The following is a 22,715-nucleotide window of genomic DNA, read 5'->3' as shown; positions in this document are numbered from 1 at the left end:
GCACCGAAAGGTATCAGGGGTCTCTCTGACAGGTGTTGTTTCTCAAGGTTGCGATTGCGCGGTTGCCGCTCTGAAGGGCCGGTTCGGAGGAAGGCCAAGTTTTTCGGCGATGGCATCGGCAAGCCGGACCGGGAGATCGACAGGCTCGTCTTTGCCGAGACGACCGGACTGAGCGTGGCGGCGGGCCCGCTGACCGCCACGGTCGAAACCGGTAATAGTCGTGCCTTCCGAATGAAATTCTGTTTTGTGCGCTTCTTTCACTTCTGAGTTTTCAGACGGCCTGTGCTTGCAGTTCCTCCTCCGCGGCCAATTGTTCCATCTCGCAACTCCGCGGGGCGGCGGTCAGACGCTCGATCATCGGGATCAGCCCCACCAGGGATTCAACAGGCTCAATGGCGGCAACGTAGCGGTCGCGGCGCAGAAGCAAGGCGTGGCCGAGACATTCGCGGAACGGTTTTTCCGAGAAGAAGCGGCTCTGATCGCGCAGGATCGGGAACGGTGCTGCGACCGGGTTCATCCATTCGGGCGTCAGGCCGATGACCTCGCTCCCGAGCGCGCGTAAACGCTCCAGCATGTCGGCGTCCACCCAGCGATCCGGCATCTCGGCAAACACCAGCACAACAGGACGATCCGGCAGGCAACCGTCGAGCAGGATCTGCTGGCGGTCGAGGGTCGCGACGACAGGCTGTGGGATCATCCGACCGATGGCCGCTGCTCCTGGACCATTCGGCACCGGCCGGATCAGCCCGGCAGCGAATTTGGGTTTCGGCTTGTATTTCATCTGGGCAAAGTAGTCGCGGGCCGGGCCATAGAGCCCCAGAAGACGAAAGCCTGCCCTGATGATCGTGCCACGCGGCACGGAAACGGGCATCATGACCTTGCCCATGCGCAGCGCCAGCTCGATCATCGACCAGGCATGGGGTTTGCGCTCGGTCTCGTAGGTGTCGAGTAGCGCCTCGGGATCTGCCATTCGCAATGCTTCGTCGAGTTTCCATGCGAGGTTATGCGCATCGCGCAGGCCGCTGTTCATGCCTTGCCCGGCAAAGGGCGGGGTCAGGTGGGCGGCATCGCCGGCGAGGAAAACGCGCCTGTCACGCCAGCGCGCCGCGATGCGCGCATGGAAGGTATAGACCTTTTGGCGGCGGATCGGCTCTTCGCCGTCCGGACCAACGTCGGCCAACAGCCTGCGGGCGAAGCCTTCCTGCTCGGCATCCGCGGCAGTCTCGCCGGGATTAAGCTTGAACTCGTAGCGCCGGATGCCGCCGGGGCCCGGCAGGGTAATTGCCGAACGACGTGGATCGCAGAAGACTTCGGTGTGGAAACACCGGTTGCGGGTCGACTGCAGATCGACGATCAGCCAGGGTTCCTGAAAGGTCGATCCTTCCAGCGGAATATCAAGCGCCTTGCGAACGGCCGAGCGTCCACCGTCGGCGGCGACCATGTAGCGGGCGCGCAACGTCCGCGTCCGTGTGCCCTGCTTCACCTCGGCAAGAACGTGCTCGCTGTCTTGCGAGAAGTCGACCAGTTCCGCGCCGAAGCGCGCCGTGACGCTTTTGTGCCTGGACAGCGCCTCGCGCAGGGTTGCCTCGAAGAGGGGCTGCTCGAAGGCGTTTCGCTTGTCGAACCCATATTCCTTGACGAAGGGCTTGACCTCAGCGAAGCGACGCCCGTCCGGTCCACGGTAAATGGACCCGTATCCCTTGACCGTAATCGCCGCGATCTTCTCGGCGAGGCCTGCGGCTTGAAGCGCCCGCAGGGATTCGTCGTCGATCGACACGGCGCGGGGTTCCGGCACCGTCGTTTCGTTGCGCTCGATCAGGATGGTGCTGACCCCCATCGATCCCAGCAGATTGGCCAGCAGGAGCCCGGTGGGGCCGGCGCCGACCACCAGGACGTCCGTTTCTTCTTGAGCGTCGTTCATGGCGCGATCGCAGCCTCTCCGGCAATCGGATTGACGAGGCGTCCCAATTTGCTGATTTCGACCTCGATGACGTCGCCGGCCTTCATGTAAAGCGGCGGATCGCGTCGATCCCCGACGCCGCCCGGCGTGCCGGTCAGAATGACATCGCCAGCCGACAGCGGCGTGTAGGTCGAGATATAGGCAATCAGCCGTTCGACCGGGAAGATAAGGTCTGCAAGCGTCGCGGATTGCATGATCTCGCCGTTCAGGCGGGTCTTAATTGAGAGCTTTGAATAATCTCCGACCTCGTCAGCCGTGACCATGAAGGGCCCGAACCCGCCGGTGCCGGGAAAGGTCTTTCCCGGGCCGAACTGATGGGTGTGGCGCTGCCAGTCGCGAATGGTGCCATCGTTGTAGCAGGCATAACCCGCGACATGGGAGAGCGCCTTGTCTTCCGGAATGCAGCGTCCGCCGCGGCCGATGATAACGGCCATCTCACCCTCGAAGTCCAACTTGTCGGAGACCGTGGGCACGATCATCGGTTGGCCATGGGCGATCTGGCTGTCGGCATAGCGCGTGAACATGGTCGGGTGCTGGTTGTCCGGCCGTTTCGTCTCGGCGCGGTGGGTTTCGTAGTTGAGACCGACGCAGAGGATCTTGCCCGCATCCGGTATCACCGGCAGAAGCGTGACATCCGAAACGGCAAAATCCGGACGGCGCTCGGCCGCGAAAGCAGCGGCGGCATCGAGCAGGTCCGCGGCAATCAGGGCCTTCATGCTGTTGATGCCTGGTTCCAGGCGGTCGGTCAGGTCGACGATGCCATCGTCAACCACCGCGCCGAAGCCGCATTTGCCCAGCCGTACAAAACTCATAAGCTTCATGGTCCGTCTCCTCCCTTACGATCGCAGGATCGCACGGCCCCATTTGTTGAGCGTGCGCGGATGCTGCGGCCAGTCGATCACCTCGCGGTCGTAGATGGTCTCGAGCTCGCCCGAGATCTCGATCCAGTTTCCGTCCGGGTCGGTGTAGAAGACGAAGAGATTGTTGCCCGGACCATGGCGGCCCGGTCCCCAGGTCAGCAGCACATCGTTGGATGCGAAGCGGTCGCAGAATTTCTTGATGTTCTCGAAGGTGCCGGCCTCGTAGGAATGATGGTCGACGCCGGTGCGATCGGATTTGAAGCAGGCAATGGTGTGATGCTCGTGGTTCGACGTTGTGAACACCGTCGCCAGATCGCCGTTTTCGTGAAGGACGCGGTCCGAGAGGAAAAAGCCAAGCTTGTCGACGTAGAATTCCTTGAAACTCTGGACATTCTGGCTGGCAAAGGTCAGGTGCTGCGTCGGGGCATGGATGCCCTCGCGACCCGGCGCATAGGCAACCGTCCTGTCGGAGGCGACGCCAAAGCAGATCAGGTGGCCGTCGCCATCACGCACGGCAAAGGCACCCTCTTCGAAGTAGGGAGAGACGCTTTCGAGGATTTCCACGCCGTTTTTCTCGGCGTGAAGGCGTAGTCCTGCCAGCACCTCTGCATTGCGGCAGGCCATGCCGGCATAGGAAAGGACCTTGTCATTCCCTTTCACCACGACAAAGCGGCGCAACGGCCCCTCGCACCGGTATTCGATCTGCGAGACCTCAATCAGTTCCATGTCCATATTGGTCGCATAGAAGCTGGCGAGGCGTTTCGGGTCAGAACTCTCAAAAGCGACATGGTGCAGATATGCCCCAGCCTGAACTGCATTGTACGACATCAGATCCTCCGATTGCTGTTGCGCCAAGGTTATCGAAAAAGTGATTATATGCAATCATAAAATGCCATAATTATTATTTTTTGATAATTATGAGGTGTGCGGTGCATAATGAATGTGAAGTGGACGCTGCGCGCGGCGCCGATTTGAGGCCGGTGATAAATTCGATTGTTTGGATTGACTTCCCAATGGCGCAAATGGCAACTAGAGCGTCCGTCAATGGATCAACTTGGCATATCCAAGGAAAATAGAATGGCAGGACTTGATCGGTTTGTCGAAATCTTGAGACTTTTCGATGAGCACAAGCCGCACTGGACCATCCAGGAAATGGCTGGCGCCACGGATGTTCCGGCGAGCACCATCTATCGCACCGTGCGCGAACTGGTCGGGCAGGGGTTTCTCGACCCATCTATCGAGGCGCATTATCGACTTGGTGCTGCCTTCATCGAATTCGATCGGCGCTTGCGCATTTCAGATCCGCTGATCCGTGAAGGCGATCCGATGCTGGCCGATGTGCTGGCGGCGGCAAACGTTCCCTGCGTCGCGGTGCTGGCCCGGCTATACCGCGATCAGGTCATCTGCGTCGCAGACCATCGCACCCACGATGTTGCCGTGGAGACCAGCTATGAGCGCGGCCGCCCCATGCCGCTCTTAAGGGGGGCAACCTCCAAGGTGATTCTTGCACAATTGCCGAAGGCCAGGCTTGGCAAGGTGATGAAGGCCAGCGGCCATGACCGTGCCCTGAAGGACGATACGATTGCCGAACTGGCAGCCATCCGACGACAGGGTTACACGATCACCCGCGGTGAGGTCGATGCCGGACTGGTGGGCATTGCCGTGCCGGTGTCCTGCCCGGAGGCAGCAATCCACGCCAGCATCAGTCTGATCATCCGTGCGGCGGATAGCAACGAGAGCATCGAGCGTCGGCTGTTGATGACGGTAACGCCGGTTGCCGATATGCTGTCACGCAAGCTTCGTGACGTTTTCCTGGGCGTCTCGAACTGACGCAGCGTTTCAGGCTTTAGGCGCGAAAACTTTCGAGGAAGATCATGCAGGCGGGTTCCACGTTCTCCATGATTTCCGCATCGGTGACGCTGCTGCGGATCGCCCAAAGGTATTGCTCGAACAGGCGGGCCTCGCACAGGGCCTTGAACCGCCATGCGGCTGCGGTCGGATCGGCAATGTTGAGTTCTCCAGCCTGGGCCGCCTGCTCCAGTGTGGCTGCGATGACGCCAATCACGCTTCTCGGGCCGTTTTCGTAGAAGATGCGACCGAGTTCGGGAAAACGCACGGCTTCGGCAATAACCAGCCTGTTCACCGACATGATCTCGTCCGAGAGCAGGAAGCGCAGGTAGTTGCGGCCGAGTGCCTTGAGTTTGGCGTCTATGCTGCCTGCCTTGTCGGGGAAAGCGATGAATTCCTGCCATCGCTGGTGACCGGCGGTAACGACAAAGGCGGCGAAAAGCTCTTCCTTCGACGGGAAATAGCCGTAAAGCGTGCCTTTCGAGCCGCCGACGGCCGATGCGATCGTCGCCATCGACACGGCGCCATAGCCCTGAGAGCGGAAAAGCTCTCCGGCAATGCCGATGATTTCGTTTCTTTTTTTCTCGGTTTTTACGCGCATGGGGCCTTATAACCGTAAATGTCCGTACTGTTAAGTTGACAAATTGCAATCCTCATAATAGTACATATCGGTACTGTTATGAGGAGGTATGCAATGACCAAGCTTTTCCCCAACACGCCTGAATTCACCGGGGCGCTCTACACGCCCGCCCGCTTCGAAGGAGAGGTTTACGACCTTGAAATCGACGGCAAGGTGCCGGAAGAAATCGACGGGACCTTTTTCCAGGTGGCGCCGGATCCGCAATATCCGCCGATGCTTGGCGAAGACATGTTCTTCAATGGCGATGGTGCTATCAGCGCCTTTCAGTTCAAGGGCGGCCATGTGGATTTCAGGCGGCGCTATGTCATGACCGAGCGGCTCAAGGCGCAACGCGCCGCCAGGGCTTCGCTTCATGGTGTGTACCGCAATCAGTATACCAACGATCCAAGCGTGTTCGACCTGAACAACAGCACGGCCAACACCAACGTGGTTGTGCATGCCGGCAAGCTTCTGGCGCTGAAGGAGGACAGTGCCCCCTATGCACTCGATCCCATCACCATGGAAACCATCGGACTGTGGGACTTCGACGGCCAGTTGACCAGCGCCACCTTTACCGCCCATCCCAAGATCGACCCGACGACCGGTGACCTGCTCTGTTTCGGATACGAGGCCAAAGGCGATGCAACGCCGGACATCGTCTATTACGAAATCGATTCAAAGGGTCGGATAAAGCGCGAAACCTGGATTGTCGCACCTTACGCGGCGATGATTCACGATTTCGCGGTCACCGAGAATTACGTCATCTTCCCGCTGATGCCGCTGACGGTCGATCTGCAGCGCCTAAAAGACGGCGGAAAGCATTTCCAGTGGCAGCCGGGTCTGGACCAGCTTTTCGGCGTGCTCAGGCGCCATGGTGACGGCAGGGATATTCGCTGGTTCAAGGCGCCGAATGGTTTCCAGGGCCATACCCTGAACGCCTTCGACGACCGCGGCCGGATCTATATCGACATGCCGATCACCAGCGGCAATATCTTCTATTTCTTCCCGCAATCCGACGGGACCGTGCCGCCGCCGGAAACACTGTCGTCCAACATGATGCGGCTGACGATCGACATGAATTCGACTGGCGACGGGCTGGAGATGAAGGCGCTCACCAGTTTCGCCTGCGAGTTCCCGCGCAGCGACGACCGCTACATGGGCCGGCAATACAGCCACGGCTTCGTCATCGCCATGGATCCGACCAAGCCCTTCGACGAAGCGCGCATCGGGCCGCGGCCGTTCCAGTTTTTCAACCAGTTGGCCCATATCAACGTCGCCAACGGTCGGACAAAGACCTGGTTCGCCGATGACCAGTCCTGTTTCCAGGAACCGATCTTCGTGCCGAAACACGCGAATGCACCGGAAGGCGAAGGCTATGTGATTGGATTGTGTAACCGCCTTGCAGAACGCCGGACCGACCTTCTTGTGCTCGATGCCCAGCATATCGAGGAGGGGCCGATCGCCACGGTCAGGCTCCCGATCCGGTTGCGCATGTCCCTTCACGGCAATTGGGTCCCCGGTGCGGTGCTCCAGGCAGCCTGAGGGCGCCTGACTTAAGGGGCCGTCAGGTCAGACGGTGCCCAAATCAATCTTTCATCTGATTTTTACGCGTTGATCGACTTCACAGACGTCCTGTCTGTGAAGTCGTCGCCGTTTGGCTCCATTCGTGTTAAGCCGCAATGGCTGCATTCATGATCTGTCAGGTTATCAAAATATGATAATTATGTATTGACTATAGGCAAATTTGCGGCAATATGGTTTTCATGAGGAGAGCCCTGAGTATTCTGTCGTTGCCGTGCATCTGCCGGCTCGACGTGGAGACGAAATGGCTGCAAACGGAGGAAACGTCTTGCAACAGAATGTCGACCGGTCTGCTTTTTTTCCGCGTGCTTACGACGGTTTTACCGGGCAATACATCGCCGGTCGTTGGGTGGCGGGCACGACGGGCGCGACCGTCCTCGACCGCAACCCCTATGACGATGCGGTTCTGGCAGAGATAACCCAAGCGGGCCTCAGCGATCTGGCTCAGGCTTTCGCCGCGGCGAAGGCGGCCCAGGACGATTGGGGTCGCGCATTGCCGGGCGATCGCGCCGCAGTGTTTCTCAAGGCCGTGACAATTCTCGAAGCCCGCAAGGAAGAAATCATCGGTTGGCTCGTCCGCGAGTCGGGCAGCACGCGCTTAAAGGCGGGTATCGAATGGGGTGCGGTGCGGGCCGGCATGCTGGAGGCAGCCACCATGCCGGCTTCCGCTCAAGGTCATATCATCCCCGTCGACAGGCCCGGCAAAGAGGCGCGCGTCTACAAGAAGCCGGTCGGCGTCGTGGGCGTCATCAGCCCATGGAATTTCCCTCTGCATCTGTCCAACCGCTCCGTGGCTCCAGCTCTTGCTCTCGGCAACGCTGTGGTGCTGAAGCCGTCGAACGATACGCCGATCACCGGCGGTCTTCTGCTGGCAAAAATCTACGAGGAAGCCGGCCTGCCGGCCGGCGTGCTAAATGTGGTGGTTGGCAGTTCGAGCGTCATCGGTGACGCTTTCGCACGCCATCCCGTGCCGCGGGTGCTGACCTTCACCGGCTCGACGCCGGTGGGCCGCCATATCGCGCAGGTGGCAGGGGAATCATCCCTCTTGAAGCGTATCGGCCTTGAACTTGGCGGCAATGCTCCGCTGGTGGTGCTTGATGACGCCGATCTGGAAAAGGCCGTGGGCGCCGCCTTGATCGGTCGCTTCATGCATCAAGGCCAGATCTGCATGAGTACCAATCGCATCATTGTCGACGCTTCGATCTACGACGACTTCGTCGAGGCCTATACTGCCGCTGTGAAGACGATCAAATACGGCGATCCCAACGATCCGGCAACGTTGGTTGGGCCGCTTTGCAACGACAGCCAAGTGCGGAACGTAACGGAGAGCATCGCCCGCGCCAGACAAAGCGGTTTCCGGGAATGTGTATCTGGACCGATCGAGGGTCGCGTTGTGGCACCGCACGTCTTTGCCGACGTGACGAACGATTCGGAATTCGCCCGCAACGAGATCTTCGGCCCCGTGGCGCCGATCATTCGGGCCGCCAACGAAGCAGAGGCACTGGCCTTTGCCAATGATACGGAATTCGGTCTTTCCAGCGCCGTCTTTACGCGCGACGAGGCTCGCGGCCTGGCGTTCGCGCAGCGGATCGAGGCGGGCATGACCCACATCAACGACATCACCATTCACGATTACCCGCATGTGATGTTCGGTGGTGAAAAGAACTCTGGTCTCGGCCGATTCAATGGCAAATGGATCGTCGAGGAATTTACCACGGATCACTTCATCTCGATCCAGCGATAAAGGGTCTCGACGCCGCCGGAGGAGGGCGGCGCCGTGCCCGAATCCCGTAAAGCGGGGCGCGCCTCGCGGACCCGGCCGAAAGTTCAGTTGAAAGACCAAGAAGTCAGCCCTCGCCTTGCGAGGGAGGGATGACGTGTGCCCTTAAAGGAGGAGGAGAGCATGCAACATTTGAAAGCCGGCGCCCGTCATGGGTCGCTTTTGGTGGCAGTCGCATGGCTTGCCCCGATCGGATCCACGCTGTTCGCCCCGGTTCTGCCGCATATGATCGAGCATTTTTCAGCGGTGCCGCATGCCGCTCTGCTTGCGCCCATTGCGCTGGTAACGCCGGCCCTGTTCGTGGCGCTGTTGGCTCCTTTGGCGGGCCTGCTGACCGATCGTGTCGGGCGGCAACGTGTGCTGGTGGCGGCGCTTGCCATCTATGCGCTGGCAGGCGTTGCGCCGTTCTGGATCGATAATCTCTACGCCATCATCCTGACAAGGGCTGTGGTCGGCATTGCCGAAGCGGGCGTCATGACGGCAAGCACGGCGCTGATCTGCGACTATTTTATCGGCGAACGGCGCGCTCACTGGCTCTCGGTACAGTTCGGTTCTGCCTCGCTGGTGGCAACGGTCTGCTTCGTTCTCGCCGGCATTCTCGGCGGCTACGACTGGCGCGCGCCCTTCCTCGTCTATGGAGCGACGGCGCTGTTCATTCCGCTGGTCCTTGCGATCATCTTCGAACCCGCGCGCAACAGTTCCGGCGAAGAGCCAGTCCAACGGCTGCAAGAAAGTCCCGAGCGTCTGTTTACCGCCCGCTTCATCGGCAGCCTGGCGGTGACCCTCGTATGCGGCGCGCTGTTTTACGTCACGCCTGTCCACATCTCGCTCGTGCTGAGCGAACGAGGCTTTGCTGACCCCGGCATGCTGGGGCTGGCGAGTGCCATCGGTTCGCTCGGCGTGGTGGCCGGCGCGATGTTCTTCCGCTTCCAGTCCCGCCGCTCCGTCGGTGTGCTGTTGACCGGCGCGATGCTGACCCAGGCAATTGGCTTTGCCATCCTCTATACGCAGTCGTCGCTGACGGGCGGCATCGTCGGCATGTTTATCAACAATGTCGGGTGCGGCATCTCGCTGCCTCTCGTGCTTGCTTTCACCATGAGCAGGCTGCCGGACGGCTATCGTGGCCGGGCCTCGGGTATCTGGACATCGATGTTCTTTATCGGCCAGTTCATTTGCCCGCTCTGCGTCGCCGCCGTCTCCGCGCTGAGTGGCGGCATGGTTGCCACGATGGCGGTCTTCGCCGGTTTCACGGCGGTCGGCGGCCTGCTTCTTCTGGCCGGCCTGATGTTCGGCCGCACGCTGCGCGAGCCTGCCACGACGGGCACTCCGGTCGTTGCCACTCACTAATATCCATCGAAAAAAGGGGGATCTAAATGGATAAGCATATCTCGAGCGTCAGGCTGGTATCCTTTGCCCTGTCTGGACTTGTTCTTCTGTCGGCAGCGGGGGCGGCCGGAGCGGCGGAATTCTACCAGACGGTGACGCCTGGCGCGAGCAGCGACATCCGGGCGGCGGAACTGCCGCCGGAGCCTGGTTTTTACGCGGTCGGTGGCCTTTGGGGCAACTCGCGCGATCGCCTGAACGATGGCGACGGAAACGCGATGTTTCCCGACACGGACGAGTCGCTGCTCCAGGGCCAGTTGGGCGGGCTCTATGTCTACCCCGGAGAGGTCCTCGGAGGACGAATGGCCTCCTCGCTGGTCTTTGTCTACGGCAAGCACGACATGACCATTACCGACACGACACCGGCGGACCTCAGCAGCAAGCATACCGGTTCCTTCGACGCCTATTCGGATCTCTTCTTCTGGTCGAAGAGCTGGTACGAAGGACCGCCACCCGGCGCGCCCGGCCAGCCGCAGCCCACCGCAGACTTCGTGCCTCCCATGCCTGTGGGCTTCACGCTCGGTCTCGGCCTCGGCGTGACGATCCCGATCGGCATCTTCGACAATCAGGAAGTCGGCAATCCCGGTTTCAACAATTGGGTGCTCTCGCCCAATGTCGCATTCACCTATCGAACCAGGCCTCTTCTGCTGGATGCCACGGAATTCTCGGCGCGGGTATATTACAACCACAATTTCGATCGTGACGACTCGACCGGCGGCTTCACCTACCGGGACGGCGACTATCTCTCGACGGATTTCGCCGTTACCGAGCGCTACAACCGCTTCCAGTTCGGCTTGGCGGGAAATATTCGCTGGCAGATCGAGGACGACGAGGGCACTCCGGCTACTCCCGCCGCGGATGGGCAGCGGCACAAGTCGATCCGGCTTGGACCGATCGTGGCCGTCGATTTCCCCGAACATCGCACGACCCTCACGCTGAAATACCTGACTGACGTCTACAGCCGCAATGCTTTCGAGGGCGACTATCTGCAACTCAGCTTTATCCGCAAGATCTGGTGAACGATCTTGTGACTGGCCGGCGATTGGCGACGGACAGCCGGCCATTCGATCAGGCGTCCGGGCAGTTCCGGACGCCATCGGAGCCTGGTCGAACCAAAATTGGATTTTTTCAGTGCAGGGCGAACCTCATTGCGGTTCAGCACAATGATGTTTCGTGCCTGAAGAACATTTCTGGAGGAGATGAAATGACGACGGGATTGCTGTTTACGCGCCGCAGGGCGCTCGGGTTTCTGGCGGCGGCACCACTAGCCGGTTGGGCCGTGCCGGCGCGCGCTGCTGGCGCGCCAGTCAGGATCGGCCTCGTGCTCACGATGTCCGGCCCGTTCGCGTCGAGCGGACAGATCATGGCGAATGCGGCCAAACTCTATCTGGAGACCGAGGGCAAGTCGGTGCTCGGCGACATTCCGGTGGAGCTGGTCATCCGCGACGACGGCGGCACCAATCCGGACGTTGCCAAGCGATTGGTGCAGGAACTGGTGACGCGCGACAAGGTGCAGTATCTCGGCGGTTTCCAGTGGACGCCGAACGCCAACGCGATTGCACCCCTGCTCAAGAAGGCGAAGGTGCCCTGTGTACTCTTCAACGCCTCCGGCGCCAACACGACCCAGCTTGCACCCTGGTTTGCGCGCACCGCCTTTACCCACTGGCAGGTCAATCAACCGCTTGGAGAATGGGCGGCGGGCACGAAGGGATTCCGAAAGGCCTATTTGCTGACCACCGACTTTGCGCCCGGTCACGATGCCGAGGAAGCCTTCACCAGAGGGTTCACCGCGAAGGGCGGAGAGGTCATCGCCTCCGTAAAGATGCCGATCCAGAGCCCGAACTTCGTGCCGTTTCTGCTTGCGGCCAAGGCTGCGAAGCCGGACGTCGTCTTCGCCTTTCATCCCGGCGGTGTGCAGGCCTCTGCCTTCATGAGGGCCTGCCAGGAGGTCGATCTGCGTGGCGCCGGCATCCAGCTAGTCGGTCCTGGCGACCTGACCAGCGACGAGGAATTGCCCAATATCGGAACCGCTGCCCTCGGCGTCATCACGGCTGGGCAGTACAGCATGGCTGGAGATCGCCCTGCCAACCACGCGTTCGTCGAGGCATGGAAGAAGGCCTACACCTTTTCACCCGTCAGGCCCAATTACATGGCGGCAGGCGCCTATGACGGCATGCACCTGATCTGCACCGCCATCGCCGCGACCAAAGGAGCTGCAGATGCCGCCGCCGCCATGGCCGCGATGACCAGTTTCAGTGCGACAAGCCCCCGGGGTCCGATTTCCATCGATCCGGAGACACGCGATATCGTGCAGAACATCTATATTCGCGAGGTCCGCGAGGTTGGTGGCGAGCTTGCCAATGTCGAGATCGAGACGATTTCCGGCGTCAAGGATCCTTGGAAAGTCGAGCATCCTCTCTGATACCCCATCGGATCTGTCGGAACAAAGGAGGCGGCGGATGAATACGCTGGTCGAAATCGCTTTTCAGTCGCTTGCCTATGCGAGTGTGCTCTATCTCATCTCGGTCGGGCTTTCTGTGACGCTTGGCCTGATGGGCTTCGTCAACCTGGCGCACGGCGTCTTCGCGATGGCGGGTGGCTATCTCGCCGCCGTCGCGATCAGCGACTGGAGCGCGCCTTGGCTTGTTATGGTGTTTTGCGCGCCTCTCGCCGTCGCCGTGTTGGCGGCGGTGGCGGAGAAGACCCTTTACGGGCGGCTCTATGGCCGTTCGGAACTCGATCAGGTCCTGTTCTGTATCGGTCTGATTTTTATCGTCGGCGCGTTGGCGCGCTTGTTTTTCGGGCCTCTGATGCGCCCGGTCGTTCTGCCCGAGGTCCTGGCGCAGAACATGGTGATCGGCCCGTTCTCCTTCTACATGTATAAGCTGGTGGTGATCGGGATCGGTGCGCTGACCGCCACTGCCATTCTGCTTGCGCTGGAGCGTACCCGGATCGGTGCCGTCATCCGGGCGGCGGTCGAAAACCGCGGCATGGCGGAGTCCGTCGGTGTGCGGACAAAGTTCGTCTTCACCGCGACCTTCGCCTTTGGCGGCGCGTTGGCGGCACTGGGCGGCATGCTCGGTGCTGACGTCTACGGGCTGAACCCGTCCTATGCCCTCGACATCCTGGTCTATGTGCAGATCGTTGTGGCGGTGGCCGGCCTCGGAACGCTGCGTGGCTCCTTCATTGCCGCCCTGCTGGTCGGCATCGTCCAGACGGTTTCGGCCTACTATCTGCCGGCCTTTGGCACCTTCATCCTGTTTCTTGGGGTCTTCGCCCTATTGCTCATCCGGCCGAACGGCCTGTTCGGAAGAATATGAACCATGAACATACCCGTGTCCCCCATCCCCGTCGTGCAACAACCCGGCTTTGGTGGGTTTCTTCGCCGCAAACATGGCCTGCACCCGGCGGAAGGGCTGATCATCGTTGCGCTGGCGCTCGTGCCGTTTCTCGGCGACCAGTATTATGCGCTCGGTGCGCAGATCCTCGTCGCGATCATCTTCGCCCTCTCGCTTGACCTTCTCGTCGGTTATGCCGGAATCGTCACGCTCGGACATGCCGCCTTCTTCGGAGCCGGCGCCTATGCCGCCGGCATTGCCTCGCAACACGGTTGGGGCGAGCCGGTCAGCGGTCTCTTCATCGGAGCCGTTGCGGCAGCCCTGGCGGGTGTCGTCATCGGCGCGATCGTGCTTCGTACGGCGCGCTTCACCCTGCTGATGGTGACGCTCTGCACGGTGTTCCTGTTTGGCGAGATCGCCAACAAGGCCACATCCGTCACCGGTGGGGTCGACGGCCTGCTCGGCATCGAGACGTGGCCGGTCTTCGGGCTCTATGAGTTCGACCTGATCGGCGAAGTCGGCTACTGGTTCTCAGCGGCGGTGTTTCTTGCCGTTTGGATCGGTCTGCGGCGGCTCGTCCATTCGCCGTTCGGGCAATCGATCATGGCGATCCGCGACAATCCCGGACGGGCGGCGGCCATCGGCATGGCGGTCCTGCCGCGGCAATTGCTGATCTTCGTCATCTCCTGCTTCCTCGCCGGGCTTGCCGGTGCGCTGCAGGCGGAGATCAACCAGTTCGTCGGCTTGAAGGACATCGGCTTCGAGCTTTCGGCCACCATTCTCGTCATGCTGGCGCTTGGCGGCTCCGGCCGGCTTTACGGTGCGATCATCGGACCGGCGATCTATCTCGTCGCCCAGGATATCCTGTCAAAGGACAATCCCGTCCTGTGGCAGTTGTGGCTGGGTATCATCATCGTCGTTCTCGTCCTCTTCGCACCGGGCGGTCTGACGCAGTTGTTCGTCCGGCTGAAGGGAAGGGTTGGTCGATGAGCGCGCTGGAACTCAAGAATCTCACACTGCAATTCGGCGGGCTGGTCGTCACCAACGACGTGTCGCTGACCCTTGAAAAAGGTGCGCGCCACGCGCTGATCGGGCCGAACGGCGCCGGCAAGACGACGCTGATCAATCTCATCACCGGCCGGCTGGCGCCGCGCAAGGGATCCGTCTTGCTTGACGGGGCTGACTTGAAGGGCATGCCGCAACATCGGCGCACGCGGCTGGGGTTGGTCCGCAATTTCCAGGTGACGAACCTCTTCACCACGTTCACGGCGATGGAGAATATCGCGCTGGCAATCAGCGAGCGCGAGGGCTGCGGGCTTTCGATGGCGCGTCACAACGGCTTTCCGGCAACAGTGGTGAAGGAGGCCGAGGATATCGCCCGCCGCATGCGTCTGACTAACGTTCCGCACATACCGGTCCGCGATCTGGCCTATGGGCAGCAGCGGCTCGTGGAGCTTGGCGTGGCGATGGCGCTCAGGCCGAAGGTGCTGCTGCTCGATGAGCCTGCCGCCGGCTTGCCTGCCTCGGACCACGAGGTCATCCTCGGCGTCCTCGACGAATTACCGGGAGATGTTGCGGTCCTGCTTGTCGAACACGACATGCCGCTGGTCTTTCGTTTCGCTCGGCAGATCACGGTGCTGGCGGAGGGAACCGTTATTGCGCGCGGTACGCCGGAAGAGATCCGTCACGATCCGCAGGTGCGCACCGCCTATTTGGGGAACCGTTCATGACAGAAATCCTGCTTGAAATCAGCAATATCGTCAGCGGTTACGGTCCGACGCGCATCGTCGACGGCATCAGTCTTTCCGTGCCTGCGGGTGGCGGATTGGCACTTCTCGGGCGCAACGGCGCGGGAAAGACGACGCTGATGTGTACCATCGCCGGTCGCCTGCCGCTGAAGGAAGGCAGCATCCGCCTTGCCGGTGCGGAAATCGGCGCTCTGCCGGCCAGCCAGCGTTGTCGGCGGGGGATAGGCTTCGTTCCGCAGGAACGGCAGATCTTCGCCTCGCTTAGCGTCGAGGAAAACCTGCGTGTTGCCGATCTTGGTCGCGGCTGGAGCGTCGAGCGCGTCTACGACCTTTTTCCGCGGCTGGCGGACAGACGCCGCAACGGCGGCGGCCAGCTTTCCGGCGGCGAGCAGCAGATGCTGGCCCTGGCGCGCGCGCTGATGAGCGATCCGGTGTGCCTGCTGCTTGATGAGCCTTTCGAGGGATTGGCGCCTGTTATTGTCGACATGCTGCTCGAGGCGCTCATCCGATTGCGAAAGGAAAGTGCTCTGTCCCTGATCGTCGTCGAGCAGCATGCGCTGATGGCGCTGGAGATCGCGGAGCAGGCCATTGTCGTCGAGCGGGGGCGGGTCCGTACCGCAGGCTCGAAAGACGACTTGCTCGGCCGGTGGAGGGAGATCGAAGACATGCTTGCCGTGACCCATTGAGGGGTGCAAGCGTGCGGCGACAATCGGCTTGCTGTTGCGAAAGATGATGGCCGAACGCGGTATCGCCCCTCCGGCGTCTCGCGCCCTGATAGCGCGAAAAATTCAAGCCCCTTTATCCGGTCCGCTGCGCAGAAGGCGGCGCACGGGGAAGAAGGCAATGCCGGTGCGTTCTGAAATCAAGCCCCACAGCCCGCGTGGCGCAAACAGCATCGTGCCGATGGCGAGCCCGCCGAGCAGAAGAAGATACCATGATCCGTAATCGGCCAGCAGGTTCTGGAGCAGGAAGAAGATGATGATCCCGAGGATCGGCCCTTCGATCGTGCCGATGCCGCCGACCACGACGATAAAGAGGACATAGGCCGTCCAGTCGGTGAGCGAAAAGGCGGCATCCGGCGAGATGCGCGCCTTCTGGAGATAGATGAGCGCGCCGGTGACACCCGTCAGAAAGGACGTCAGGAGATAGATCGTCAATTTGAGTCGATGGGCATCGACGCCAAGCGCCTTGGCCGCGATTTCGTTGTCGCGTACAGCCGCAAGGCCGAGCCCCTGCTTGCTGCGCAGTAGTCGGTAAACGATACCGATGGTGAAAACCGCCATCAGCAGCGCCAGCCAGTAGGTCAGCGCATCCAGCGCCACGGCAGGCTTCATCGCGAAAAGATCGCCGATGGCCGAGACGCCGATCATCTCCCGCACCGCCTCGCGCGGCAGCGAGGTGCCGGTGCCGCCGCCCAGCATTTTCCATTGGGCAAACAGCAGGCGGCCCACCTCGGCAATCACCCAAGTGCCGATGGCGAAATAGGGACCGTAGAGGCGGAAGGCGAAGAAGGCGGTCGGTAGTGCGGTCAAAACGGCGAAAATTCCGGCCAGCGGAATGGCGAGAAGCGGATCGACTCCAAGTAGGATGACCAGGCCGAACAGCGCATATCCGCCGCAACCGACGAAGAGTTGCTGCCCCACGGAGATTAGCCCTGCATAGCCCGCCAGCAGGTTCCAGCTTTGCGCCAGCGTCAGCATGGTGAGGATGAAGAAGAGATCCTGCACAGTGCCGCGCGCGACGAAGAAGGGCGCGATGGCCAGCACCGCGAATACAAGCAGCGAGAACATCATCGCGGCCGAGGATAGCCGCGTTCGCGTCTCGATACGCCAGCGGTGGCGCGCAAGGTCCGGGTTCGTCATGATGTCTGTTCCTACGGTCACTGTGTCCTCAATCATTTGCGCGTGGGAACAAGCCGCGCGGCCTGACCAGAAGCACGAGCAGAAAGGCGATGTGGCCGGAGAGGATCTGCCATTCGGGATTGATGGAAGCACCCAAGGTCTGCGCCACGCCCAGAACGACACCGCCGGCCAGCGTGCCCCACAACGAGCCGAGCCCACCGATGATGACCGCCTCGAAGGCATAGATCAGCCGCGCCGGTCCGGCAGTCGGATCGAAATTGGCGCGCGTGCCGAGATAGAGGGCGGCAATCGTGACCACCACCATGGCCAGCCCCGTGGCCATGGCGAAGATGCGCTGCGGGCGGATGCCCATCATGCCGGCGGTCACCGGATCGTCGGACGTGGCGCGAAAGGCCCGTCCAAGCGCGGTCCGGTAGATCAGCCGATTGAGCGCAACGATGACGACGATGGCGGACGTGAAGGTCATCAGCGGGATGACGCCGGCATTCAGCCCGGCAAAGGACAGCGAGGCCGATTCCAGCGCACCGACGGAAATGCGGCGGCTGTCGGCGGTAAAACCTTCCAGAAGCCCGTTCTGGATCACCACCGAAAGCCCGAAGGTGACGAGCAAGGGCGGCAGGATATCCTTGCCGAGCGTGCGGTTCAGCAAGTAGGTCTGCAGCAGCCAGCCGGCCCCGAACATCAGCGGTGCAGCGATGAGCACCGCGAGGAAGGGGTGGATGCCGGTTGCGGCGACCAGCACGAGGATCAGGAACGAGGCCAGCACGATCAGGTCGCCATGGGCGAGGTTGACCAGGCGCATGATGCCGAAAACAAGGCTGAGGCCTGCGGCGAAGAGGGCATAGAGCCCGCCCAGCAGCACGCCCTGAAGAACGGTATCAAGCCAGTTCATGGGGTTCGGCTCCAAAATAGGCGGCGTGAATATCGTCGCGGTCGAGTTCCGAGGGACGACCGGTCAGGGTGATGCGCCCTTCCATCATGCAATAGACGCGATCGGCCACTTTCAAGGCCTGGTTGATGTCCTGCTCGACGATGATGAGGGCGGCACCCGCCGCCCGGATGCGCGGAAAGGCGGCATAGATGTCCTTGATGATCACCGGCGCGAGGCCAAGGCTCAACTCGTCGCACAGCAGAACCTCCGGGTTCGACATCAGCGCCCGACCGATCGCCACCATCTGCTGCTGGCCGCCGGACAGCGCCGTCGCCGGCTTCGAGCGGCGCTCCTTCAGAATGGGGAAGAGCGCGTAAACGCTGTCGAGCGACCAGGGACCATCCACCTTGCGGCCATACCGGCCAACCAGCAGATTTTCCTCGACGGTGAGCGAGGCAAAGAGCTTTCGGCCCTCCGGTACCAGCGCGATGCCGCGCGCCACCACATCGGGGGCCGCGAGATCGCCGATCGGCATTCCCCGATGCAGGATGGCATCGCCAGGGGAGGGGAGAACGCCGGCTATGGCGCGCATCATGGTCGATTTCCCGGCGCCATTGGCGCCGATCACGGCAATGGTTTCGCCTGCTTCCAGCCGAAGGTCGACGCCGAACAATGCCTGAAAATCACCGTAGAAGGCGGTCAGTCCTCGCGTTTCGAGAATGCTGCTCATCAGGCCTCCAGTCCCAGATAGATCTCGCGCACCTCGCGCGACGCCATGATCGCTTGCGGCTCGCCGATGCCGATGACCCGCCCGAAATTCAGGACGAGGATTCGTTGCACGACGGCGGTCAGCGCATGCAGCACATGCTCGATCCAGATCACCGCAACGCCACGCCGGTGCACGCGCTGAATGGTGGTGACGAGCTGTCGGCATTCGCCATCCGTCAGCCCACCGGCGATCTCGTCGAGAAGGAGCAACTTCGGCTTGGTGGCGAGCGCCCGGGCCAGCTCCAGCCGCTTGCGCTCCAGCAGGCTCAACGTGCCCGCCAGCGCATTGGCCTTGGCGATCAGGCCGGTATCGACAAGAATATCGGCGCAGAAATCGGCCACGTTCCGCTCGCTCGCCTGCTGGCCGAAAGCCCCGGCCACCAGCAGGTTTTCATAGACCGTCAGGCGTTCGAACGGTTGCGGGATCTGGAAGGTTCGTCCCATGCCGGCAAAACACCGCTGCATCGGCGGCATGGTCGTGACCTCGCGCCCGTCGAAACGGATCGAACCGCTGGCTACTGAAAGATTGCCGCTGATCAGGTTGAACAGCGTCGACTTACCGGCGCCGTTCGGCCCGATCACGCCGAGCGCTTCACCTGGCTCCACGGTAAAATCGATGTTCTCGGCAACCACGATGGCACCGAAGGATTTCGACACGCTACTGAGTTCAAGGATCGGCACAAACAGGGCTCCTGGTCTGTTGAGAACCGCTCCGCCTTCGGCGGAGCGGTCGTTTCCGGTCAGGACAGGGGTTCGAGCTTGCCGCCAAGCGGCACGGACGGAATAAGCCCGTTCTCGACCACGACAAGATCGTAGCCGCCGCCGGCCTTGCGCCGCCACTGGCCGCCGACCAGCGGTGTTTTGGCGACATTCTTGCTGGCGAAAGGCGGCAGCTTGTCGCTGCCCCAGGCGACAGGTCCGACCAGCGTATCCAGTCTGGTTTCACCGATCGCCTTGGCCACGGCATCCGCATCGCCGACATCCTCGGCCCGTTTCATCACATCCACCGCCAGTTCGAAGAGCGCATGGGCAAAGCCGATGGGCTGCGTCCAGGGCCGGCCCGTCGCCGTGGTGAAAGCGGCTGCGACCTCGGCCGCCGTCTCGCCGGTCAGCGACGATTTGAATGGATGCGAGGGTGTCCACCAGACTTCGGTGGACAGGTTGTGGCCGGCATCGCCGAGCGCCTCCACGGTCTGCGGAAAGAGCAGCGCCTTGCCGATCGAGGCGATCTTCGGCTTCAGTCCCTGCTGCTTGGCCTGGTTCCAGAAGGTGGTAAGATCCGGCGGGATCATGACCCCGGTCAGGATATCCGTACCCTTCTGCTTGAAGGCGTTGATCTGGGCGGAAAAATCGTCCGTCAGGTTCTGGTAGCGGCCGGTATCGGTCAGCCCATAGCCGAGCTTTTCCAGAACCGGAGGGAAGCCGACGGTTTTGTCGCCCCAGGCATTGCCGTCGCCATCGTTCGGAAACAGCCCGCCGACTTGTTTATTGGTCTCGATCTGCCCCCACATGCCGGTAAAGACGGCGATGATATCTTCAAGCCCCCAGAAGAAATGATAGGCATAGTTGAACGGCTTCCAGCTTGCTGGATCGCCGGGATTGCCCTGCTGTCCGATGAACCAGGGCTGCCACGGCGCGACGGTGGAAATGCAGGCCACGCCTTCCGCCTCGCAGGTGGTCGAAACCGGATTGGTCGTCTCCGGCGTCGAGGAGACCAGCATCAGGTTGACCTCATTGTCGACGATCAGTTCCTTCGCCACTTCAGCCGCCCGGTTGGGGTTGGACTGGCTGTCCTTGACGATAACCTCGTAGTTGAGGCCCATGCCTTTGGTCGCCGCCGTAAAAGCGTCGATGACGAACTTGTCGGCCTCGCCGAAACCCGCAAGCGGGCCGGTCTGTGGACTGACATAGCCAAGCTTGATCGCCACATCCTTGGCAATGGCCGGCGCGGCCAGCCCGGAAGCGGCCATAACTGCTCCTCCGGCCGCCGTGGTCTTCAGAAAATTGCGTCTGGTAAACATGTTTCCTCCTCTTGTCCCATTCTCTGGAGCGGCAAGATCCGTCGCGTCGGCACCCACGCCCTTGCCGGGTGATGCGCCGGGCGCGGCCTGTCATTTCCGGAAATGCCTTAAGTCAAGATACGGACCACTCATCCGCGGTCCTCACTGGCGCCATTGCATTGTGGCGTTTCGACAGGCGTCTCCTCCCAAAGCGGCGTGTCGTTGAATGACGAAGCTAACAGGCGGCAATCACATAATTGATCTGTTTCTTCGCGGTAAACATGTCATCGCGTTATGAATTGCCGCCGCCACCTCAAAGTGCAAGAACCTGACGCAGGACCCGGCGCAGGTCATCGCCCGGTGCCGCGCTTGCCCCCGTGCTGCGCCAGCAAATATGATGGTCAGGCCGCACCAGAAGGCAGCCGGTGTCGCGGATCTCGCTCAGTCGCGCCCAGTCGCCGCTATGGTCGACATAGGTCTGGCGCGGGCCGATCGCATGGGTGACGATCTCGATACCGAACTCCGTGCCCACAGCCTTGGCTGCCTCGACCCAGGCCTTTCCGCCGAGCCCGGTCAGCAGCGTGAACTTTCCGTGGCCGCAGAGATCGAGCGTGGAAACTTCCGCGCCGCCGACATGCTGGTAGAGCCAGGCATGCGGCACGCGGGCGCCTGGCCAGGTGGTCGGCTGATGATGGAGATCGGCGTCGAGCAGGAAGTCGGGTTCGATCTGGCCGCCGGTCACGATGGCGTCGGAGCGGTAACGCTGGTTCATTTCGACGCCATGGGCATCGAACTCGTACTTCTTGAAGGCGATCGCCTTGCGGATGGCCTCGCGCTGCTGTTCCGCCGCCTCCGTTCCGTCCGTGCGCGCCTCAAGATTCCTCTGCATCTGCACGGGATCGACGCCCTCGCTCATGCCGAGTGCTGCAAAGATCGGTCCGGTTTCTCCGATCGACTGGTTGGCCCGGGTGACGATCTGCTTGGCGATGGGCGCACGCTCGACGTCGTAGGTCTCAAGCAAGCGCTCGCCGGCTTGCCCCTTCAGCACCATCGCCAGCTTCCAGGCGAGGTTGTAGGAATCCTGGATAGACGTGTTCGAACCGAGGCCGTTCGACGGCGGATGGCGATGAATGGCATCGCCGACGCAGAATACGCGACCATTCGACGTCCGCGTCGCGTAAAAATTGTTCACGGTCCAGGTGTTGGCGGACAACAGTTCGATTTCCAGATCGGGATCGCCGATCAGTTGCCGCGCGACGCCGGTGGCGAATTCGGCAGTGACATCCGGTTCCGGACCGTTGATGTCATAGCCCCAGACGATCAGCCATTCGTTCCACGGCCGCACCATGCGCACCAGCCCCATGCCGATGCCACCGACATCCGCACCCGGCTGCATGACCCAGTAGAGAACGGAGGGACGATGGGCGACATATTTGCTGAGATCGGCCCGGAACAGGATGTTCATCGAGCCGCCGACACCCATCTTGCCTTCGAAGGGCAGGCCCGCATGTTCGGCAACCAGTGATTTTCCGCCGTCGGCACCGATCAGATATTTCGACTGGATGGTGAATTCACGGCCCGACAGCCGGTCAAGGCAAGTGGTGATCACGCCATCGGCAGTCTGCTCGTGGCGGAGATATTCGGTGGACATGCGGGCCTGCGTGCCGCGCGAACACGCCGTCTTGAACAGCAGCGGCTCCATGAAGGTCTGCGGCAGGTCGTTCATCTTTGTCGGCGACGACATCAGATGTTCGGCCTTGCTGAGCGGGTGGTTGCCCCAGGCCTTCAGGCGGCCGATCTCTTCCCCGGCCAGGCTTTCGCAGAAAATGTTCTCGCCCATCAAATCCTGATGCGTGGCGAACATATAGGCCTCATCCTCCACATCGCGGCCCAGATCGCGCAAGACCTCCATGGCACGCTGGTTGGTGATGTGGGCGCGGGGCGTATTGGCCAGCCAGCGATAGCGGTTGATAACAACATTGCCGATCCCGTAGGTCGACAGCAATGCGGCTGCCGCCGAGCCCGCCGGTCCCGTTCCGATGATCAGCACGTCAGTCGTAATTTCAGCCATTTAAACTCTCCTCCCAATTCCAAAAA

21 protein-coding genes are annotated in these 22,715 nt (G+C 61.5%); 11 read left to right on the top strand and 10 right to left on the bottom strand.

Annotated features, from left to right (window positions below):
• Positions 1-54: 54 nt before the first annotated feature.
• Positions 55-267, top strand: coding sequence for a hypothetical protein (locus HFC70_RS21390; protein ID WP_210259371.1), 213 nt, complete (start codon positions 55-57; stop codon positions 265-267).
• A gap of 4 nt (positions 268-271) precedes the next feature.
• On the opposite strand, the gene HFC70_RS21385 is transcribed toward HFC70_RS21390, so the two are convergent.
• The 3 genes from HFC70_RS21385 to HFC70_RS21375 are packed head-to-tail and all read right to left on the bottom strand — an operon-like array spanning position 272 to position 3,648.
• Complete coding sequence (locus HFC70_RS21385; RefSeq protein ID WP_168475322.1) at positions 272-1,921, bottom strand: bifunctional 3-(3-hydroxy-phenyl)propionate/3-hydroxycinnamic acid hydroxylase; 1,650 nt, start codon at positions 1,919-1,921, stop codon at positions 272-274.
• Complete coding sequence (locus HFC70_RS21380; RefSeq protein ID WP_168475321.1) at positions 1,918-2,781, bottom strand: fumarylacetoacetate hydrolase family protein; 864 nt, start codon at positions 2,779-2,781, stop codon at positions 1,918-1,920. The genes HFC70_RS21385 and HFC70_RS21380 overlap by 4 nt, the downstream gene beginning before the upstream one ends.
• 15 nt (positions 2,782-2,796) lie before the next feature.
• Complete coding sequence (locus HFC70_RS21375; protein ID WP_168475320.1) at positions 2,797-3,648, bottom strand: VOC family protein; 852 nt, start codon at positions 3,646-3,648, stop codon at positions 2,797-2,799.
• 249 nt (positions 3,649-3,897) lie between these two features.
• Here HFC70_RS21375 and HFC70_RS21370 point away from each other — a divergent pair, with 249 nt between their 5' ends.
• Complete coding sequence (locus HFC70_RS21370; protein WP_168475319.1) at positions 3,898-4,650, top strand: IclR family transcriptional regulator; 753 nt, start codon at positions 3,898-3,900, stop codon at positions 4,648-4,650.
• 16 nt (positions 4,651-4,666) lie between these two features.
• Here HFC70_RS21370 and HFC70_RS21365 read toward each other — a convergent pair whose 3' ends face one another.
• The gene (locus tag HFC70_RS21365) at positions 4,667-5,269 is read right to left on the bottom strand and encodes a TetR/AcrR family transcriptional regulator (RefSeq protein WP_168475318.1); all 603 of its coding nucleotides are present in this window, start codon (positions 5,267-5,269) and stop codon (positions 4,667-4,669) included.
• 93 nt (positions 5,270-5,362) lie between these two features.
• Here HFC70_RS21365 and HFC70_RS21360 point away from each other — a divergent pair, with 93 nt between their 5' ends.
• From HFC70_RS21360 to HFC70_RS21320, 9 genes are all read left to right on the top strand, one after another.
• Positions 5,363-6,829 carry a carotenoid oxygenase family protein gene (locus HFC70_RS21360; RefSeq protein WP_168475317.1) on the top strand — a complete coding sequence of 489 codons (1,467 nt, stop codon included), beginning with the start codon at positions 5,363-5,365 and terminating at the stop codon, positions 6,827-6,829.
• A 307-nt stretch (positions 6,830-7,136) separates the two neighbouring features.
• Positions 7,137-8,612, top strand: coding sequence for an aldehyde dehydrogenase family protein (locus HFC70_RS21355; RefSeq protein ID WP_246735893.1), 1,476 nt, complete (start codon positions 7,137-7,139; stop codon positions 8,610-8,612).
• Positions 8,613-8,771: 159 nt separating this feature from the next.
• Complete coding sequence (locus HFC70_RS21350; RefSeq protein WP_168475315.1) at positions 8,772-9,995, top strand: MFS transporter; 1,224 nt, start codon at positions 8,772-8,774, stop codon at positions 9,993-9,995.
• 26 nt (positions 9,996-10,021) lie between these two features.
• The gene (locus HFC70_RS21345; RefSeq protein WP_168475314.1) at positions 10,022-11,050 is read left to right on the top strand and encodes a transporter; all 1,029 of its coding nucleotides are present in this window, start codon (positions 10,022-10,024) and stop codon (positions 11,048-11,050) included.
• Positions 11,051-11,235: 185 nt separating this feature from the next.
• On the top strand, positions 11,236-12,453 hold the full coding sequence (locus HFC70_RS21340; RefSeq protein ID WP_168475313.1) for an ABC transporter substrate-binding protein: 1,218 nt from the start codon (positions 11,236-11,238) through the stop codon (positions 12,451-12,453).
• A 37-nt stretch (positions 12,454-12,490) separates the two neighbouring features.
• Positions 12,491-13,351, top strand: a complete 861-nt coding sequence (locus HFC70_RS21335) for a branched-chain amino acid ABC transporter permease (RefSeq protein ID WP_168475312.1) — start codon at positions 12,491-12,493, stop codon at positions 13,349-13,351.
• A gap of 3 nt (positions 13,352-13,354) precedes the next feature.
• A complete protein-coding gene (locus HFC70_RS21330) occupies positions 13,355-14,359 on the top strand; it encodes a branched-chain amino acid ABC transporter permease (protein ID WP_168475311.1) in 1,005 nt (334 codons plus the stop codon).
• Complete coding sequence (locus HFC70_RS21325; RefSeq protein ID WP_168475310.1) at positions 14,356-15,099, top strand: ABC transporter ATP-binding protein; 744 nt, start codon at positions 14,356-14,358, stop codon at positions 15,097-15,099. The genes HFC70_RS21330 and HFC70_RS21325 overlap by 4 nt, the downstream gene beginning before the upstream one ends.
• On the top strand, positions 15,096-15,803 hold the full coding sequence (locus HFC70_RS21320) for an ABC transporter ATP-binding protein (RefSeq protein ID WP_168475309.1): 708 nt from the start codon (positions 15,096-15,098) through the stop codon (positions 15,801-15,803). Before HFC70_RS21325 ends, HFC70_RS21320 begins: the two co-directional genes overlap by 4 nt.
• Before the next feature lie 102 nt (positions 15,804-15,905).
• On the opposite strand, the gene HFC70_RS21315 is transcribed toward HFC70_RS21320, so the two are convergent.
• The 6 genes from HFC70_RS21315 to HFC70_RS21290 all read right to left on the bottom strand — a co-directional run bounded on the left by HFC70_RS21315 (position 15,906) and on the right by HFC70_RS21290 (position 22,689).
• Positions 15,906-16,979 (bottom strand): branched-chain amino acid ABC transporter permease, encoded by a 1,074-nt coding sequence (locus HFC70_RS21315; RefSeq protein ID WP_168475308.1) that lies wholly within the window; start codon positions 16,977-16,979, stop codon positions 15,906-15,908.
• 28 nt (positions 16,980-17,007) lie between these two features.
• Positions 17,008-17,871, bottom strand: a complete 864-nt coding sequence (locus HFC70_RS21310) for a branched-chain amino acid ABC transporter permease (protein ID WP_168475307.1) — start codon at positions 17,869-17,871, stop codon at positions 17,008-17,010.
• Positions 17,858-18,580: an ABC transporter ATP-binding protein gene (locus tag HFC70_RS21305; RefSeq protein WP_168475306.1), complete on the bottom strand. Its 723-nt coding sequence runs from the start codon at positions 18,578-18,580 to the stop codon at positions 17,858-17,860. Before HFC70_RS21305 ends, HFC70_RS21310 begins: the two co-directional genes overlap by 14 nt.
• Positions 18,580-19,299, bottom strand: coding sequence for an ABC transporter ATP-binding protein (locus HFC70_RS21300; protein WP_168475305.1), 720 nt, complete (start codon positions 19,297-19,299; stop codon positions 18,580-18,582). Before HFC70_RS21300 ends, HFC70_RS21305 begins: the two co-directional genes overlap by 1 nt.
• 59 nt (positions 19,300-19,358) lie before the next feature.
• A complete protein-coding gene (locus HFC70_RS21295; RefSeq protein ID WP_168475304.1) occupies positions 19,359-20,639 on the bottom strand; it encodes an ABC transporter substrate-binding protein in 1,281 nt (426 codons plus the stop codon).
• Positions 20,640-20,931: 292 nt separating this feature from the next.
• A complete protein-coding gene (locus HFC70_RS21290; RefSeq protein ID WP_168475303.1) occupies positions 20,932-22,689 on the bottom strand; it encodes an FAD-dependent monooxygenase in 1,758 nt (585 codons plus the stop codon).
• Positions 22,690-22,715 lie beyond the last annotated feature (26 nt).

The organism is Agrobacterium sp. a22-2 (assembly GCF_012276985.1).
GTDB lineage: Bacteria > Pseudomonadota > Alphaproteobacteria > Rhizobiales > Rhizobiaceae > Allorhizobium.
This window is presented reverse-complemented; position numbering and strand designations above follow the sequence as displayed.